This is a genomic window from Dyella halodurans (assembly GCF_026283925.1).
Taxonomy (GTDB): domain Bacteria; phylum Pseudomonadota; class Gammaproteobacteria; order Xanthomonadales; family Rhodanobacteraceae; genus Dyella; species Dyella halodurans.
Genome location: NZ_JAPDPF010000004.1, coordinates 13,185 through 25,103, shown reverse-complemented (window position 1 = coordinate 25,103; position 11,919 = coordinate 13,185). Strand labels below are relative to the sequence as shown.

At 65.2% G+C, this 11,919-nt stretch carries 14 protein-coding genes; 11 read left to right on the top strand and 3 right to left on the bottom strand.

Going from position 1 to position 11,919, the window contains the following annotated elements; genetic code table 11:
- Window positions 1-84 precede the first annotated feature (84 nt).
- The 5 genes from eno (at window position 85) to truD (ending at window position 4,049) form a co-directional block, all read left to right on the top strand.
- Complete coding sequence (gene eno, locus OUZ49_RS09220) at window positions 85-1,398, top strand: phosphopyruvate hydratase (protein WP_266150073.1); 1,314 nt, start codon at window positions 85-87, stop codon at window positions 1,396-1,398.
- Window position 1,399: 1 nt separating this feature from the next.
- A complete protein-coding gene (gene ftsB, locus OUZ49_RS09215; RefSeq protein WP_266150071.1) occupies window positions 1,400-1,726 on the top strand; it encodes a cell division protein FtsB in 327 nt (108 codons plus the stop codon).
- On the top strand, window positions 1,723-2,418 hold the full coding sequence (gene ispD, locus OUZ49_RS09210; RefSeq protein ID WP_266150423.1) for a 2-C-methyl-D-erythritol 4-phosphate cytidylyltransferase: 696 nt from the start codon (window positions 1,723-1,725) through the stop codon (window positions 2,416-2,418). Before ftsB ends, ispD begins: the two co-directional genes overlap by 4 nt.
- A 14-nt stretch (window positions 2,419-2,432) precedes the next feature.
- Complete coding sequence (gene ispF / locus OUZ49_RS09205) at window positions 2,433-2,906, top strand: 2-C-methyl-D-erythritol 2,4-cyclodiphosphate synthase (RefSeq protein ID WP_323134927.1); 474 nt, start codon at window positions 2,433-2,435, stop codon at window positions 2,904-2,906.
- Between the two features lie 126 nt (window positions 2,907-3,032).
- Window positions 3,033-4,049, top strand: a complete 1,017-nt coding sequence (gene truD / locus OUZ49_RS09200; RefSeq protein ID WP_266150069.1) for a tRNA pseudouridine(13) synthase TruD — start codon at window positions 3,033-3,035, stop codon at window positions 4,047-4,049.
- A 177-nt stretch (window positions 4,050-4,226) separates the two neighbouring features.
- On the opposite strand, the gene OUZ49_RS09195 is transcribed toward truD, so the two are convergent.
- Window positions 4,227-4,772 (bottom strand): Smr/MutS family protein, encoded by a 546-nt coding sequence (locus OUZ49_RS09195; protein WP_266150068.1) that lies wholly within the window; start codon window positions 4,770-4,772, stop codon window positions 4,227-4,229.
- A gap of 212 nt (window positions 4,773-4,984) precedes the next feature.
- Between OUZ49_RS09195 and surE the strand changes: the two genes are divergently transcribed.
- The 4 genes from surE (at window position 4,985) to OUZ49_RS09175 (ending at window position 8,109) form a co-directional block, all read left to right on the top strand.
- On the top strand, window positions 4,985-5,782 hold the full coding sequence (gene surE, locus OUZ49_RS09190) for a 5'/3'-nucleotidase SurE (RefSeq protein WP_266150067.1): 798 nt from the start codon (window positions 4,985-4,987) through the stop codon (window positions 5,780-5,782).
- A 46-nt stretch (window positions 5,783-5,828) separates the two neighbouring features.
- On the top strand, window positions 5,829-6,464 hold the full coding sequence (locus OUZ49_RS09185; protein ID WP_380003667.1) for a protein-L-isoaspartate(D-aspartate) O-methyltransferase: 636 nt from the start codon (window positions 5,829-5,831) through the stop codon (window positions 6,462-6,464).
- 20 nt (window positions 6,465-6,484) lie between these two features.
- On the top strand, window positions 6,485-7,093 hold the full coding sequence (locus OUZ49_RS09180; protein WP_266150065.1) for a YqaA family protein: 609 nt from the start codon (window positions 6,485-6,487) through the stop codon (window positions 7,091-7,093).
- A gap of 65 nt (window positions 7,094-7,158) precedes the next feature.
- Complete coding sequence (locus OUZ49_RS09175) at window positions 7,159-8,109, top strand: peptidoglycan DD-metalloendopeptidase family protein (protein WP_380003675.1); 951 nt, start codon at window positions 7,159-7,161, stop codon at window positions 8,107-8,109.
- A gap of 139 nt (window positions 8,110-8,248) precedes the next feature.
- On the opposite strand, the gene OUZ49_RS09170 is transcribed toward OUZ49_RS09175, so the two are convergent.
- On the bottom strand, window positions 8,249-8,623 hold the full coding sequence (locus OUZ49_RS09170; protein WP_266150063.1) for an Mth938-like domain-containing protein: 375 nt from the start codon (window positions 8,621-8,623) through the stop codon (window positions 8,249-8,251).
- 12 nt (window positions 8,624-8,635) lie between these two features.
- Window positions 8,636-8,932 (bottom strand): ribosome assembly RNA-binding protein YhbY, encoded by a 297-nt coding sequence (gene yhbY, locus OUZ49_RS09165; protein ID WP_266150062.1) that lies wholly within the window; start codon window positions 8,930-8,932, stop codon window positions 8,636-8,638.
- Window positions 8,933-9,016: 84 nt separating this feature from the next.
- Here yhbY and rlmE point away from each other — a divergent pair, with 84 nt between their 5' ends.
- Together rlmE and ftsH are read left to right on the top strand one after the other, a co-directional pair.
- Window positions 9,017-9,667, top strand: a complete 651-nt coding sequence (gene rlmE, locus OUZ49_RS09160; RefSeq protein WP_266150061.1) for a 23S rRNA (uridine(2552)-2'-O)-methyltransferase RlmE — start codon at window positions 9,017-9,019, stop codon at window positions 9,665-9,667.
- Window positions 9,664-11,613, top strand: coding sequence for an ATP-dependent zinc metalloprotease FtsH (gene ftsH, locus OUZ49_RS09155; RefSeq protein WP_266150060.1), 1,950 nt, complete (start codon window positions 9,664-9,666; stop codon window positions 11,611-11,613). The genes rlmE and ftsH overlap by 4 nt, the downstream gene beginning before the upstream one ends.
- Window positions 11,614-11,919: the final 306 nt, after the last annotated feature.

Below are 11,919 nucleotides of genomic sequence, written 5' to 3'. Positions count from 1 at the left end.
GGGGGAGGCGAATGAAGCGAATCCCCCGCGTATCAGGCAGGATAATCCCCCCCGCTTCATTCACCTCAACCAGCTACGGACCCCATGAGCACCGAAATCACCCGCATCCACGCCCGTGAAATCCTCGATTCCCGCGGCAATCCCACGCTTGAAGCCGAAGTGACCCTGGCCGGCGGCGGCTTTGGCCGCGCCGCGGTGCCGAGTGGCGCCTCCACCGGTTCGCGCGAAGCGGTCGAGCTGCGCGACGGCGACAAGTCGCGTTACCTGGGCAAGGGCGTGAAGAACGCGGTGGGCAACGTCAACGGTGCCATTGCCAGTGCGCTGAAGGGCTTTGACGCGGCGAACCAGGGCGGCCTGGACGCGAAGCTGATCAATCTGGACGGCACCCCAAACAAGGGCAAGCTGGGCGCCAACGCCATCCTCGGCGTGTCCATGGCAGCCGCGCATGCCGTCGCTGCGCAGAACCGCCAGCCGCTGTGGCAGTACCTGGCCAGCATCAATGGCACCACCGGCAAGCCGGGCGCGCTGCCGGTGCCGATGATGAACATCATCAACGGCGGTGCGCATGCCGACAACAACGTCGACGTGCAGGAGTTCATGGTGCTGCCGGTGGGCCTGCCGACGTTCGCCGAGGCGCTGCGCGCCGGTGCGGAAATCTTCCATGCCTTGAAGAGCGTGCTCAAGGGCAAGGGCCTGAATACCGCGGTGGGTGACGAAGGCGGTTTCGCGCCGGACCTGCGCTCCAATATCGAAGCGCTCGACACCATCCTCGAGGCGGTCAACAAGACCGGTTACAAGATCGGCAGCGAAATCCTGCTGGGCCTCGATGCGGCCAGCTCGGAGTTCTACAAGAACGGCAAGTACGACCTGGCCGGCGAAGGCAAGCAGTACAGCTCGGCCGAATTCGTCGATCTGCTGGCCAGCTGGGCCAAGCAGTATCCGATCATCACCATCGAGGACGGCATGGCCGAAGGCGACTGGGATGGCTGGAAGCTGCTCACCGACAAGATCGGCGATCGCATCCAGATCGTCGGCGACGACCTGTTCGTGACCAACCCGGCGATCTTCCGCGAAGGCATCGAGAAGCACATCGCCAATTCGATCCTGATCAAGGTGAACCAGGTCGGCACGCTGTCGGAAACGCTGGAAGCCATCGCCATGGCCGATGCCGCGAAGTATTCGGCGGTGATTTCCCATCGTTCGGGCGAAACCGAAGACACCACCATTGCCGATATCGCCGTGGCCACGACTGCGACCCAGATCAAGACGGGTTCGCTGTGCCGCACCGACCGCGTGGCCAAGTACAACCAGCTGCTGCGCATCGAGGAGCAGCTGGGTGCCGCCGCGCGCTACGCCGGTCGTCAGGCGTTCCCCAACCTGACCAACCTGCCGGGCTGACATGCTGCGCTGGGTCGCCCTGATCCTTCTGATCTTGCTGATCGCTCTGCAGATGAAACTGTGGAGCGGCAGCAACGGCGGCGTGCATGAGGTGGAAACCCTGCGCGCCGCGGTGAAGAAGCAAGGCGAGGACAACGACAAGCTGACCCAGCGCAACCAGGCGCTGGGCGCCGACGTGGACGACCTCAAGCATGGCGACCAGGCGGTCGAGGCGCGCGCCCGTGCCGAGCTGGGCCTGATCAAGCCGGGCGAGACGTTCTACCAGGTCGTCGAGAAGCCGGGTGCCACGGCGGCACCCGCTGCAGCCGCTTCCACTGGCGGACACTGAGCATGGTGCCCCTGTGGTGTGTGGTGCCTGCGGCGGGGCGAGGCGCCCGTGTCGGTGGCGATGTCCCCAAGCAATATCTCCCGCTGGCGGGCCAGCCGTTGATCCTGCATACGTTGCAGCGGCTTTCCGCGCATCCGTCGATTGCGGGCTTGATGATCGTGCTTGGTGCCGGTGACCCGCACTGGCCTGGGCTCGATCAACTCAATGGCAAGCCCGTGCTGACCACCCTCGGTGGGGCAGAACGCTGCGATTCGGTACTTGCAGGCTTGCGTGCGCTACCTGCCAGCGTGACAGATGACGCCTTTGTGCTGGTGCACGATGCCGCGCGGCCTTGCGTGCGTCGCGCGGATATCAGTCGTTTGATCGAGCTGGCGGTGCCGGCCGGCGGTGGACTGCTGGGTGCACCGCTGCGCGATACGCTCAAGCGCGCGGATGCCGACGGACGTAGCCAGGTCACCGAGCCGCGCGACCAGCGCTGGCGTGCGTTCACGCCGCAGATGTTCCGGCGTGCCGAGCTGTCGGCCGCTTTGCTCTCCGCCAGCCAGGCCGGCGTCACCGTCAGCGATGAGGCCATGGCCATGGAGCGCACGGGCTTCGCGCCGTTGCTGGTCGAAGGCGCCGAGGACAATCTCAAGGTGACGACGGCCGCGGACTTTGCGCTGGCCGAGTTCCTGCTGCCAAGAACCGTGTAAGGATCAGCATCATGATGCGAATTGGCCAAGGCTTCGACGTGCACACCTTCGGCGAAGGCGACCACGTCATGCTCGGTGGCGTACGCGTGCCGCATGACCATGGCCTGATCGCCCATTCCGACGGCGACGTGGTGATCCACGCGCTGTGCGACGCCATCTTCGGTGCGCTGGCTCTGGGGGATATCGGCCGGCACTTTCCCCCCACGCAGGCGCAGTGGCGCAACGCGAACAGCCGGATCTTCCTCCAGCATGCGGCCAGGCTGATGCGTGAGCAGGGCTATGCACTGGGCAACGCCGATGTCACGGTGATCTGCGAAGCGCCCAAGGTCGGCCCCCACGCCCAGGCCATGCGCGAATGCGTGGCAGCAGAGCTAGGCTGCGAGATCGGTCGTATCAGCATCAAGGCGACCACCACGGAAAAGCTCGGTTTTACCGGGCGCGGCGAAGGCATCGCGGCACAGGCCTGCGTGTTGTTGACCCTGGCGTGAGCTAGCCGCTCGCGCTGGTTTGGCCTTCTCGGACTCGCCACGCCGAGCTTGATGTAATGCCTCCGGCAGGCGCCATCGCGCTGCCGCTCACTGTTTTCACGCAGCCGGCGACCCCGGCGGAGTCCCATGTCCGATCTTGAATTGCCCTATGCCTATGGCAACCCGCCGCTCTCCGCCGTGCTGCGCAGCGAGCCGGAGGACTTCCAGGTGGAAGAAATCCTCGGTTACGACGCGGACGGCGAGGGCGAGCACGCGCTGTTGTGGGTCGAAAAGCGCGGCGCCAATACCGATTGGGTGGCGCGCGAGCTGGCACGTTATGCCGAAGTGCCGCCCTTGAGCGTGGGCTATGCGGGCTTGAAGGACCGACACGCAGTCACCCGCCAGACCTTCTCCGTGCAATTGCCGGGGCGTCCCGATCCGGACTGGTCCGCGTTCCCGCATGCGGAAGTGAAAGTGCTGGCCGCGACGCGCCATTCGCGCAAGCTCAAGCGCGGTGCGCTGCGCGGGAATCGCTTTGTACTGGTGCTACGCCAGGTGCAGGGCGAGGCCGGCGTGGCCGAACACGTGTTGAAGCAGATCGCACAGCGCGGCGTGCCCAATTACTTCGGTGAGCAGCGCTTCGGACGCGAGGGCAGCAACGTGGCGCAGGCGCGTGCCATGTTTGCCGGGCGCCGGGTCGATCGCGACAAGCGCTCGTTCCTGTTGTCGGCGGCGCGTTCGCATATTTTCAATGCAGTATTGGCGGCGCGCGTCGAGCAAGGGGCCTGGGATAGCCCGATGGAAGGCGAGATCTGGTCGCTGGCGGGTTCGCGCTCTTGGTTTGGTCCCGAGCCCTTCGACGCCACTTTGTCGGAGCGGCTTGCACGCGGGGATATCCATCCCTCCGGTCCCTTGTGGGGCCGCGGCGAAACGCCGGCCAAGGCAGATGCCGGTGCGCTGGAAGAGGCGATTGCCGCCGCGCATGCGGACCTCGCCGAAGGGCTGGTTGGCGCGCGGATGGACCAGGAGCGCCGACCGTTGCGGATGATTCCGCAAAACCTGGCCTGGCGCTGGCTGGACCGCGAATCGCTGGAGCTGAGCTTCGAGCTGCCGGCGGGTGCTTATGCGACGACGGTGGTGCGGGAGTTGGCGACGACGGGCTAGCGCCTGCTTTCTTCCTCTCCCCCAAGGGGAGAGGACCGAGGTGAGCCCCCAACAGGGGGTAAAGGGCGAGTGCTTGCGGGAACGCTTCAATCAAGCTCGCTCTGCGGTGGCCTTATCGGAAGATTGGCCCCTCACCCCAACCCTCTCCCCGGAGGGGAGAGGGAGTAAGCGCGGCGGCTAGCTCTTCAACAACACCACGACCGCCCCCGTCCCGCCTTGCATCGGTCGCGCCGACGCAAACGCGATCACGTCATCGCGCCGACGCAGCATGCGGTCAGTCAACGCCTTCAGCACCGGGCCGCTGGCGCGCGAGCGCAGTCCCTTGCCGTGCACGATGCGAACGCAGCGAAAGCCGTGCTGTTTTGCCTCGGCCAGGAAGTCCACGATGGTGGCCTGGGCCGCTGCCGCATTCATCTGATGCAGATCGATCTCGTCCTGGATGCTGTACTGACCACGCTTGAGCTGCCGAAGAAGCTTGGGTGGATAGCCGTCGCGCAGATAGCTGAGTTCTTCGCCGACCTCGATCAGGCTCGGATCAAAGGCCATGTCCAGCAACTCGCCCGGGACCGCAGCCTCGTCGGCTTCCAGCATGTGCGGATGGGGTTCGGGCTTGGGTGCGGAAGGGGCGGGGGCCACCGGATCGAACTGACGCACGTCGCCAATCGCCTCGCGGAACAGCTGGGCGTCGTCGTCGGAAACCGGGGCAGGAGGGCGGCGTTTCATCGCTCCCATCCTAATGCAGCCGTCGAGGCGCGGCGTCGCGCCATCCGCTGAGCCGGCGCCCGCCAGTCCTGGCTGCGGGCACGGGTGACGGAGCGCCCGAATACCGGCGTAGCGATGTGAAACCGCCGCGCCGCTCCGGTAGACTTCAGGCTTCATCAGGATTGCGTCGCCGCTCAGCGCGGCGCCCTGCGATTGGCTCTGAACGGATCATCATGCGAGTTCTGGTTTCCAACGACGATGGCGTGGATGCACCGGGCATTCGCGTGCTCGCCGAGCGCCTTGGCGCCGTCGGCCAGGTGACGGTGGTAGCACCGGACCGCGACCGCTCCGGCGCCAGCAATTCCCTTACCCTGGATGCCCCCATTCGCGCCTCGCGCATGGACAACGGTTACTACCGTGTCGCCGGCACCCCGACCGACTGCGTGCATCTGGCGCTGGCCGGGATGCTCGATTACGAACCGGATATCGTCGTTTCCGGCATCAACAACTCGGCGAACCTTGGCGACGACGTGATCTATTCCGGCACGGTATCCGCCGCGATGGAAGGCCGCTTTCTCGGCCTGCCCGCGATCGCCGTGTCCCTGGTCAGCAAGGACCACCACGGCGTGCATTACGACTCGGCGGCCAACGCCGTCCTGTTGTTGATGAAGCGTCTGCTGGTCGATCCGCTGCCGGCCGATACCATCCTCAACGTCAACGTGCCCGATCTGCCGTGGGACGACATCCGTGGCTTCGAGGTCACCCGGCTGGGCAAGCGTCATCGCTCGGCGCCCTGCATCAAGCAGACCGATCCGCGCGGCAAGACGATCTGGTGGATCGGCCCCGCAGGCGACGTCGACGACGCTGGCCCGGGCACCGACTTCAATGCCGTGCGTCGTGGCTACGTGTCGGTGACGCCGATCCATGTCGATCTCACCCGCTTCCAGGCGCTGGAAAAGGTCAGCAGCTGGGTGAGTTCATTGACCGAAGGCATGGCCGGTGACAAGCCGGTCGGCGACAAGGCAGCGTGAGGTGAACGTGCATCCATTGCCGCCATCTGCGTTGAAGGGCGAGGGCATGACCTCGCAACGTGCGCGCGATCGCCTGGTCGCCAAGTTGAAGGAAGAGGGTATTCGCGACCAGCGCGTGATCGACGTGATCCGCAACGTGCCGCGCCATCACTTCATCGATCAGGCCCTGCATTCGCGCGCCTACGAGAACACCGCTCTGCCGATCGGCCATGGCCAGACCATCTCGCAACCCTGGGTGGTGGCGCGGATGACCGAGGCCTTGCTCGAGTTCGGCGTGCCGCAAAAGGTGCTGGAGATCGGCACCGGCTCGGGTTACCAGGCAGTGGTGCTCGCCTCGGTGGTGCCGCAGGTCTATACGGTCGAGCGCATCGAAGAGTTGCTGCGTCAGGCGCGCCGACGCTTCCGCCAGCTGGGGCTCAGCAACATCCGCTCGCGCCATGACGACGGCAAGCTGGGCTGGGCCGACGAGGCGCCGTTCGACGCCATCATTCTTACGGCGGCGGGTGATGCCATTCCCACCGCCTTGCTCGATCAGCTCAGTCCCACCGGCGTGCTGGTCGCGCCGGTCGGTTCGCCCAGTAACCAGATGCTGATCCGCATGCGCGGGGACGGGCAGGGCGATTTCATCCAGGAGGAGCTGGCCGCGGTCAGTTTCGTGCCCCTACTCGGCGGCATCGGCTGATGCCACACGGAAGTCATTGAATGCGACTGTTTGGATCGTTGTACGCGCGCGCACTGACGTGGGCGCGCCACCCCAAGGCTATCTATTACCTCAGCGGGCTGAGTTTCGTCGAAGCGTTCATCTTCCCGATCATGCCGGAAGTGATGCTGGCGCCGATGATGCTCGGCAAGCGTCACAAGGCGTTCTTCTACGCCAACCTCAGCCTGCTGTTCTCCCTGCTCGGTTCGCTGGTGGGTTATGCGCTGGGCCACTGGGCGTTCCAGGCGCTGTCGCCACTGCTCGAGAGCCTGCATCTGCTGGCGCCGATCAACATCGGCGTGGCGAACCTGCGCACGCAGATGAACCAGCATTGGCTAGGCCTCCTGTTGGTGCTGGCGCTGGCCGCCCTGCAGCCGGTGGTGCCGATGAAGTTCGTCACCTGGGCCGCGGGTATCGTTGGCGTGCCGGTCATCCCGTTCCTGGTCTGCATCGCCGTGGGACGTGGCAAGCGCGTGTGGCTGCTGGCGCTGCTGATCCGCCTGTTCGGTGAGCGCGCGGAGCGCATCTTGCACAAGCACATCGAATGGATTGGCTGGGCTGCGCTGGTGATCCTGGGCGCCTTGCTGGCATGGTGGCTGTGGGCACACTGAATGGCGGCCGGCGGGTCACCTGCCTCGTCGTAGTTATCTGAATGAAAATACCGCTAAGCCTCGTTATGCTGGCGCCCATGAATGGATATCTCCGCTCATTCGCCCTGACCGTCGCCCTCCTGGGCCTGGCGGCCTGCGCCTCGACCCAGCGATCGGTGGTGGTCGAGCCGCCGCCGGGAAACGCGGCTCCACGCACGGTCACGCCGGAGCGGCCGGCGCCGGGTGGCATCTACAAGGTGAGCAAGGGCGACACGCTGTATTCGATTGCTTTTCGCAACGGTGTGGATTTCCGTGATCTCGCCGCCTGGAACAATATCGCCGCGCCGTACACGATCTGGCCTGGCCAGGAATTGAAGCTGGCGCCGTCCAATGGCAAGGCGCCCGTGGGCGCGCCTGTTCACACCACGGCTGTCGTGACCACAGCCAAACCCATGCCGCACCCGGCGCCGGCGAGCAGCCAGCCCCAGCAGGGCTTTGCGCCGGTCACCGGGTCCGCGGTCGTGGCTTCGTCGACAGCGCCGTCGCCGCCTGCCGCCGCGACGACCCAGGTCGTGCCGGTGGCGGGCGCACCCGCCGCGACGGCGAACGCCACGCCTCCGCCAGCGCCGGTCGCGCCGGTGGCACCGGGGGCGGAGCGCAACAATGGCGGCGTGACCTGGCGCTGGCCGGCGGACGGCAGCCTGATCAAGCGCTTCCAGTCAGGCGATGCGATTCCGGGCATCGAGATCGCCGGCAAGACCGGCGACCCGGTGCGAGCCGCGGCCGACGGCGTGGTGGTCTATAGCGGCAATGGCCTGGTGGGCTATGGCGAGCTGGTCATCGTCAAGCACAACGACAGCTTCCTTTCCGCTTATGGCCACAACAGCAAACGTCTGGTGAAGGAAGGTCAGCGCGTCAGCGCCGGGCAGCAGATTGCCGAGATGGGCGCCACCGGCGCGTCACGCGATGAGCTGCAGTTCCAGATTCGCAAGGATGGCAATCCGGTCGACCCGATGGGTTATCTGCCGTCGCGCTGACGCTCCTTATGTAGGAGCGCACCCAGTGCGCGAGGGCGAGGCGCCGGGTCATTGCCGCGTCGAATGAGAATGCCGCTTCGTAGGTTTTTCGCGCACTGGGTGCGCTCCTACAACAGTCAGTTGGCGCCTGGCGCCGCCTCTAGGCCGGCAGGATAAACGCCGCGACCACGCGGCGGCTCTCGGCGGCCAGCAGGTCATAGGTGCGTGCGGCGGCGCCGTTGTCCATCACTTCCACGCCGATGCCCTTGCGCAGCAAGCCGGCCATGAAGGCGGCGGCGGGAAACACCTGGCGTTGGCCGGTGCCCACAATGACCAGTTCCGGCTTCAGCGCCAGGATGGCCTCGATATGGCCGGCATCCAGTTCGCTGGATGCCGCCACCGGCCAGTTTTCCACGGCGCGATCCGGCGACAGCAGGAAACTGGTGGTGAACTCGCGATCGACCACGGTGATGCTGCGCGGGCCGACGCGACGCACGTAAAGGTAATTGCCGGGGCGGTCCAGCGAGAGATCCATGAGAGCAGGTTCTTAGCGCGGAAGGGCGAGCTTGGGGTCTTCTTCGTTGCGGCGGAACAGCACCACGATATGGCCGATCTGCTGCACGCTTTCGGCGCGGGTGCCGTCGGCGAGGAAGCTGATCTGCGCGTCGCGCTCTTCCTTGTCGCCGCCCGACAGCTTCACCTTCACCAGCTCGTGGTGGGCCAGGGCGAGGTCGAGTTCCTTCAGGACAGCCTCGGTCGCACCCTTGGCGCCAAGCAGGATGACGGGGTGGAGATCGTGGGCGAGGCTGCGCAAATAACGGCGCTGCGAGGGGGAAAGAGCCATGCGTTCAGTCTCGGATTCGCGGCAATGAGACTGCTAAGGGTATCATGCAGGCCACCTCCCCCGTATTAGTGGCCCGCGCCGACCATGTCTCGCAGCAAAAGTAGTTCCCGTTGGCTGCGGGAGCACTTCGATGATGTTTATGTGAAGAAGGCCCAGGCCGAGGGTCTGCGCTCGCGTGCGGCCTTCAAGCTGGAAGAGCTGATCGACCGTGACCGCCTGCTCAAGCCCGGCATGCGCATCGTCGACCTGGGCGCCGCCCCGGGCGGCTGGTCGCAGTTGGCGCGCAAGCGGCTGGGCGACAATGGCACCATCATCGCGCTGGATATCCTGCCCATGCAGGGGATCGGCGGCGTGGACTTCCTGCAGGGCGATTTTCGTGAAGAAACCGTGCTACGCCAGCTGGAGGAGCGCCTGGAGGGCAACAAGGTCGATCTTGTGCTGTCCGATATGGCCCCCAATATGAGTGGCGTGGCCTTGGCTGATCAGATCCGTGCCATGGATCTGGCCGACCTGGCGCTGGATTTCAGCCGTCAATGGCTCAAACCCGGTGGGTCGTTCCTGATCAAGCTGTTTCAGGGGACTGGCTTTGACGATTACGTACGCAGCTTGCGCGCAGACTTCAGCCGCGTGACCATGCGTAAACCTAAGGCCTCCCGCGCACGTTCGCGGGAGGTGTACGCATTAGCCGTCGGCCGCAAGGCCTCCGGCGGGCAACCGGGCGAGAACCGTGCATGAATGAAATGGCGAAAAACCTGCTGCTCTGGCTGATCATCGCGGTGGTCCTGCTCACGGTGTTCCAGAGCTTCAATCCGCGTGGCACCTCCTCCTCGGATCTGGCCTACAGCAGCTTCGTGCAGAGCGTGGACAACGGCAACGTGTCCACCGCCACGATCAGCGCCGACCAGCCGGCCTCCATCAGCGGCAAGCTGAAGGACGGCAGCTCGTTCCGCACCGTTGCGCCTGTGCTCGGCTGGTCCACCAATTCGGTGGTCAAGCAGATGCAGGACAAGGGTGTCGAGGTGCGCCAGGACCCGTCCAACAACGGCTTCTCCCTGCTGGGCCTGCTGCTTAACTGGCTGCCGATCATTCTCATCGTGGGCGTGTTCATCTGGTTCATGCGCCAGATGCAGGCCGGTGCCGGCGGTCGCGGCGCGATGAGCTTTGGTCGCTCGCGCGCCAAGCTGCAGGGCGAGGACCAGATCAAGGTCAACTTCAGCGACGTGGCCGGCTGCGACGAGGCCAAGGAAGAAGTCGGCGAGTTGGTCGAGTTCCTGCGTGACCCGAGCAAGTTCCAGAAGCTGGGCGGCAAGATTCCCCGCGGCGTGTTGATGGTGGGCCCGCCGGGCACCGGCAAGACCCTGCTGGCCAAGGCCATCGCAGGCGAGGCCAAGGTGCCGTTCTTCTCCATTTCCGGTTCCGACTTCGTCGAAATGTTCGTCGGCGTCGGCGCCAGCCGCGTGCGCGACATGTTCGAGCAGGCCAAGAAGCACGCGCCGTGCATCATCTTCATCGACGAAATCGACGCGGTCGGCCGCCATCGTGGCGCAGGCCTCGGCGGCGGTCACGACGAGCGCGAGCAGACGCTGAACCAGCTGCTGGTCGAGATGGATGGTTTCGAGGGCACCGAAGGCGTCATCGTCATCGCCGCCACCAACCGTCCGGACGTGCTCGATCCGGCCTTGCTGCGCCCGGGCCGCTTCGACCGCCAAGTGGTGGTGGGTTTGCCGGACGTCAGGGGCCGCGAGCAGATCCTCAAGGTGCATATGCGTCGCGTGCCGATTGCGGCGGACGTCGATGCCATGACCATTGCACGCGGCACGCCAGGCTTCTCTGGTGCCGACCTGGCCAACCTCGTGAACGAGGCGGCCTTGTTCGCGGCGCGCGAAAACGCCCGTGACGTGCGCATGATTCATCTGGACAAGGCACGCGACAAGATCCTGATGGGCACCGAGCGCCGCTCGATGGCCATGAGCGAGGACGAGAAGCGGCTCACCGCGTATCACGAGGCTGGCCACGCCATCGTCGGCCGCCTGGTGCCGGAGCACGATCCCGTCTACAAGGTCACGATCATTCCGCGTGGTCGCGCGCTGGGCGTCACCATGTACCTGCCGGAAGGCGACAAGTACAGCATCAATCGCGTGGCGATCCAGTCGCAGCTGTGCTCGCTGTACGGTGGCCGCGTGGCGGAAGCGTTGATCTTCGGCGAGGACAAGGTCACCACCGGTGCCTCCAACGACATCGAGCGCGCCACCAAGATGGCACGCAACATGGCCACGAAGTGGGGCCTGTCCGACAAGCTCGGCCCGATGACCTATGGTGAGGAAGAGGACGAAGTCTTCCTGGGACGTGCCGTCACCCAGCACAAGAACGTCTCCAACGAGACGGCGCGCAAGATCGATGAGGAAGTGCGTTCGATCCTGGATCGCGCCTATGAGCGCACCCGCCAGCTGCTGACGGACAACATCGACAAGCTGCACGTCATGGCCGACGCGCTGCTGCAGTACGAGACGATCGACGCACACCAGATCGACGACATCATGAATGGCCGCGTGCCGGGTCCGCCGGCAGACTGGTCGAAGACCTCGTCGACGGGCTCCACGCCGCCGCCTCCGCCGCCGCGTGGCGATGCGGGCGCGAAGGTGGGTGACCCCGCCACGCAGAGTCGCATGGCCGATCGCTGATCGCGATGTGGCAGGCGAGAAAAGGCGGCCTTGTGCCGCCTTTTTTCTTTTGCATGCAGCGGTCAACGCGGCCATGCAGGCGGTGCGCATCGTCGACGGAAGTTCATCAAAAGGTGTAGCCGAAACACGAACGGACGGCTAAAATGAGCGGCTCAGGCGCTGTGATCTCGCCGTCGAACGTGAAGATTTGTCGACGGCGGTGAAAAAAAAATGAAAAAAAGAGTTGACGCACACGCCACGAATCTGAATAATTCCGCTTCTGGCTTCGGCGCTTTCACTTCGGTGGGTGGCGACAGAGCTAAAGTT

Coding starts and splice junctions, on each gene's coding strand:
- OUZ49_RS09170 (WP_266150063.1), bottom strand. CDS start 8,623: ATGGATCTCTCGCTGGACCGCCCCGGCAATTACCTTTACGTGCGTCGC.
- OUZ49_RS09180 (WP_266150065.1), top strand. CDS start 6,485: ATGCGACTGTTTGGATCGTTGTACGCGCGCGCACTGACGTGGGCGCGC.
- ftsH (WP_266150060.1), top strand. CDS start 9,664: ATGAATGAAATGGCGAAAAACCTGCTGCTCTGGCTGATCATCGCGGTG.
- rlmE (WP_266150061.1), top strand. CDS start 9,017: ATGTCTCGCAGCAAAAGTAGTTCCCGTTGGCTGCGGGAGCACTTCGAT.
- ftsB (WP_266150071.1), top strand. CDS start 1,400: ATGCTGCGCTGGGTCGCCCTGATCCTTCTGATCTTGCTGATCGCTCTG.
- OUZ49_RS09195 (WP_266150068.1), bottom strand. CDS start 4,772: ATGAAACGCCGCCCTCCTGCCCCGGTTTCCGACGACGACGCCCAGCTG.
- OUZ49_RS09185 (WP_380003667.1), top strand. CDS start 5,829: ATGACCTCGCAACGTGCGCGCGATCGCCTGGTCGCCAAGTTGAAGGAA.
- ispF (WP_323134927.1), top strand. CDS start 2,433: ATGCGAATTGGCCAAGGCTTCGACGTGCACACCTTCGGCGAAGGCGAC.
- truD (WP_266150069.1), top strand. CDS start 3,033: ATGTCCGATCTTGAATTGCCCTATGCCTATGGCAACCCGCCGCTCTCC.
- OUZ49_RS09175 (WP_380003675.1), top strand. CDS start 7,159: ATGCTGGCGCCCATGAATGGATATCTCCGCTCATTCGCCCTGACCGTC.
- eno (WP_266150073.1), top strand. CDS start 85: ATGAGCACCGAAATCACCCGCATCCACGCCCGTGAAATCCTCGATTCC.
- surE (WP_266150067.1), top strand. CDS start 4,985: ATGCGAGTTCTGGTTTCCAACGACGATGGCGTGGATGCACCGGGCATT.
- yhbY (WP_266150062.1), bottom strand. CDS start 8,932: ATGGCTCTTTCCCCCTCGCAGCGCCGTTATTTGCGCAGCCTCGCCCAC.